Origin of the sequence: Allobosea sp. TAB14 (assembly GCF_052113865.1) — a bacterium.
In the GTDB taxonomy this organism is placed as follows: Bacteria; Pseudomonadota; Alphaproteobacteria; order Rhizobiales; family Beijerinckiaceae; genus Allobosea; species Allobosea spartocytisi.
The window spans coordinates 1-3,243 of record NZ_JBFRDQ010000302.1 but is presented as its reverse complement, the minus strand read 5'-3'; the positions used below and the strand labels follow the sequence as shown (position 1 = coordinate 3,243).

The 3,243-nt window shown below is 67.6% G+C and carries 5 protein-coding genes; 1 reads left to right on the top strand and 4 read right to left on the bottom strand.

Features of this window, described 5'->3' with window-relative positions:
• On the top strand, nucleotides 1-461 hold a 461-nt coding region (locus tag AB4Y99_RS26720; protein ID WP_441525459.1), incomplete at its 5' end, for a TerC family protein.
• Nucleotides 462-592: 131 nt separating this feature from the next.
• Here the strand turns inward: AB4Y99_RS26720 and dnaQ are convergent.
• From dnaQ to AB4Y99_RS26700, 4 genes are all read right to left on the bottom strand, one after another.
• The gene (dnaQ, locus tag AB4Y99_RS26715) at nucleotides 593-1,309 is read right to left on the bottom strand and encodes a DNA polymerase III subunit epsilon (protein WP_441525458.1); all 717 of its coding nucleotides are present in this window, start codon (nucleotides 1,307-1,309) and stop codon (nucleotides 593-595) included.
• The gene (gene coaE / locus AB4Y99_RS26710; RefSeq protein ID WP_441525457.1) at nucleotides 1,302-1,940 is read right to left on the bottom strand and encodes a dephospho-CoA kinase; all 639 of its coding nucleotides are present in this window, start codon (nucleotides 1,938-1,940) and stop codon (nucleotides 1,302-1,304) included. Before coaE ends, dnaQ begins: the two co-directional genes overlap by 8 nt.
• A gap of 16 nt (nucleotides 1,941-1,956) precedes the next feature.
• Complete coding sequence (locus AB4Y99_RS26705) at nucleotides 1,957-2,790, bottom strand: shikimate dehydrogenase (protein ID WP_441525456.1); 834 nt, start codon at nucleotides 2,788-2,790, stop codon at nucleotides 1,957-1,959.
• A gap of 12 nt (nucleotides 2,791-2,802) precedes the next feature.
• Nucleotides 2,803-3,243 (bottom strand): Maf family protein (locus AB4Y99_RS26700; protein ID WP_441525455.1); only part of this gene is annotated, 441 nt, incomplete at its 5' end.

Genomic DNA, 3,243 nt, shown 5'->3' with positions numbered 1-3,243 from the left:
ACCTCATCCTGATCGCCGGCGGCCTGTTCCTGGTCTGGAAGGCGACGAAGGAGATCCATCACAAGGTCGATCCCGATCCGGGCCCGGACATGTTCGATGGCGGCCGCGCGGCCGGCGTCACCTTCGGCGGCGTGATCGTCCAGATCCTGCTGCTCGACCTCGTCTTCTCGATCGACTCGATCATCACCGCGGTCGGCATGACCGAGCATGTCCCGGTGATGGTGATCGCGGTGATCGTCGCGGTGCTGACGATGCTGCTCGCCGCCGATCCGCTGGCGCGCTTCATCGAGAGGAACCCGACCATCGTGATGCTGGCGCTCGGCTTCCTGCTGATGATCGGCGGCATGCTGATCGCGGAGGGTTTCGGCGTCCATGTGCCGAAGGGCTATGTCTACGCGGCGATGGCCTTCTCGGCGCTGGTCGAGGCGCTCAACATGCTGTCGCGCCGGCGGGCTTCGTAAGCTCCCATCTCGTAGCCAGGCGTCATGCTCGGGCTTGACCCGAGCATCTCTTGCCGACGGAGTCTCGGAGCTTTCTCGTCTCGAGATTCTCGGGTCTGCGCTTCGCTCCGCCCGAGAATGACGCCCAAGGCTTACTGAGCCGCCTCGTCGGTGATGCCGAGATAGCCCTTCCAGAGCGGGGCCTTCAGCGAGCTGAGGATGAAGGCCTCATGCGCCTTGATGGCGGCCTCGTCGAGGCGCGGTGCCAGCGGGCGCTGGCGCTGCGGCTTCTCCAGCACGGGCGCGGCGAGGCCAGGCCGCCCCGCCGCCGCCTCGACGCCGAGGCCGAGCGAGGCCTGCTTGCCGCCGATCAGCTCRATATAGACCTCGGCCAGAATCTCGGAATCGAGCAGCGCTCCGTGCTTGGTGCGGCGGCTGTTGTCGATGCCGTAGCGCGAGCAGAGCGCGTCGAGGCTGTTGGAGGCGCCGGGATGCTTGCGGCGCGCCATCGACAGCGAATCGACCACGCGGGCCGGCTCGATCGGCGGCAGACCGAGGCGCTTGAACTCCATGTTGATGAAGCCGACGTCGAAGGCGGCGTTATGGATCACCAGCCGGGCATCGGCGATGAAGTCCACGAACTCCTGGGCGATCTCGGCAAAGACCTGCTTGTCGGAGAGGAACTGCTCCGAGAGCCCGTGGACGTTGAAGGCCTCGACCGGCATCGAGCGTTCGGGATTGATGTAGACGTGGTAGTTGCGCCCGCTCGGGCAGTGGTTGATCAGCTCGACGCAGCCAATCTCGACGATGCGGTCGCCGTTATGGGGCTCGACGCCGGTGGTTTCGGTGTCCAGGACGATCTCACGCATCGGTCGGGACCTTGTTCCGGAGCTCTGGGCCGCCCCTACGTCCGGGGCGCGCGGCCAATGCCGTCAGGATAGAGCGGACTTGCCGTTCGGCCGCCATCAGACCGCGCGAGGTGTCCACAAGGAAATGGGCATGGCGACGCTTCTCCGCATCCGGCATCTGGCGCGACAGAATCGCGGCGAACTTCTCCGCCGTCATGCCGGAGCGTGACAGCACGCGCTCGCGCTGAACCTCGGCCGGAGCCGTCACGACAAGCACGGCATCGCAGCGCCCCTCGCCGCCCGTCTCGAGCAGGAGCGGCACATCGATGACCGCGAGGCCGGCGCCCTCTGCACGACACCGTGCAAGGAAGGCCTCCTCCTCCTCGCGCACGAGCGGATGGATGATCGCTTCGAGCCGCTTGAGCGCCTCGGGCTTGCCCAGTACCGCCGCCCCGAGCCTGGCGCGATCGACCACGCCATCGACGACCGTGCCGGGAAAGGCTGCCGCGATCGGCGCCACGGCCCGGCCGCGATGCAGGCGGTGCACGGCGGCATCGGCATCATGCAGGGGCACGCCCTGCTTCACGAAGAGCCCGGCGGTCGTCGATTTGCCCATTCCGATCGAGCCCGTCAGCCCCAGCACGAAGGTCATGTCCACGTCCCGCGAATCAGGCCTTCAGGATATCGGCTTCGATCAGGCCGCGCAGTGCCGGCGTCACCTGCGGCGAGACGCCGAACCAGCGGGCGAAGCCCGGGGTCGCCTGGTGCAGCAACATGCCGAGGCCGTCGACGATGACACCGCCGCGCCGTTCCGCCTCGGCGAGCAGCGCCGTCTTCAGCGGGACGTAGTTGATGTCGTCGACGATGGTGCCCGGCCGCAGAGCCGAGAGGTCCATCTCCAGCGGCGGCTTGCCCTGCAGGCCAAGCGGCGTCGTGTTGACGATGAGGTCGACCTGCCCGACGGCCTCGCTCCGGCGCTCCCAATCGATCACCTCCAGCGGCGCTCCGAAAGCTGCGGCGAGCTCGTCGGCGCGGGCGCGGCTGCGGTTGGCGATCAGGATGCGGCCGATCCCGCGCGACTGGAGACCGAAGGCGACGCCACGCGCAGCGCCGCCGGCACCGAGAACGAGGATCGTGTTCACCCGGCTCTCCCAATCGGGGACGGTCGCGTCGAGATGAGCGAGGAAGCCGGACACATCGGTGTTATCCGCGATGATCCGGTCGCCATCGCGCCAGAGCGTGTTCACGGCTCCAACCACCCGGCCAGCCTCGCTGACCTCGTCGACCAGCGCCATCATCGCTTCCTTGAGCGGTGCCGTGACATTGCCGCCGGCGAACTCGCCGTCTCGCAGCCTCGCGACGAAGGCCGGCAGATCGACCGGGGCCACGTCGATGCGTTCATAGGAGCCGGCGATCCCGTATTGCCTGAGCCATTCACGATGGATCAGCGGCGAGCGTGAATGCGCGATGGGGTGGCCGATGACGAAGCACTGAGGAGACATCGCGAAATCCAGTTAGCGGGCGAGATGGCCGAGATCGCGCAGGGCCGAGAGGACGGGCAGCAGCGGCAAGCCGAGGATGGTGAAGTGATCGCCCTCGATCCGCTCGAAGAGCTGCGCGCCGAGCCCTTCGAGCTGATAGCCGCCGACGCTGGAGAGGATGGCCGGGCCGGCGGCTTCGACATAGCGAGCGATGAAAGCGGAATCGAGCGGCCGCATCGTCAGCCGTGCAGTTTCGCAGCCACGCGCCAGGACCTCCCCGTCCCGCGCCAGCGCGAAGGCGGAATGCAGCTCATGCCTCCGTCCTGCGAGAGATGCGATCTGGCTGCTTCCCGCTGCCGCGTTCTCCGGCTTGTGGAAGGCCACGCCCTCGCAGTTCAGGGTCTGGTCGGCGGCGAGCACGATCCGGCCGGTCCGTTCCTGCGAGACGGAGAGCGCCTTGGCTTCCGCCAGAGC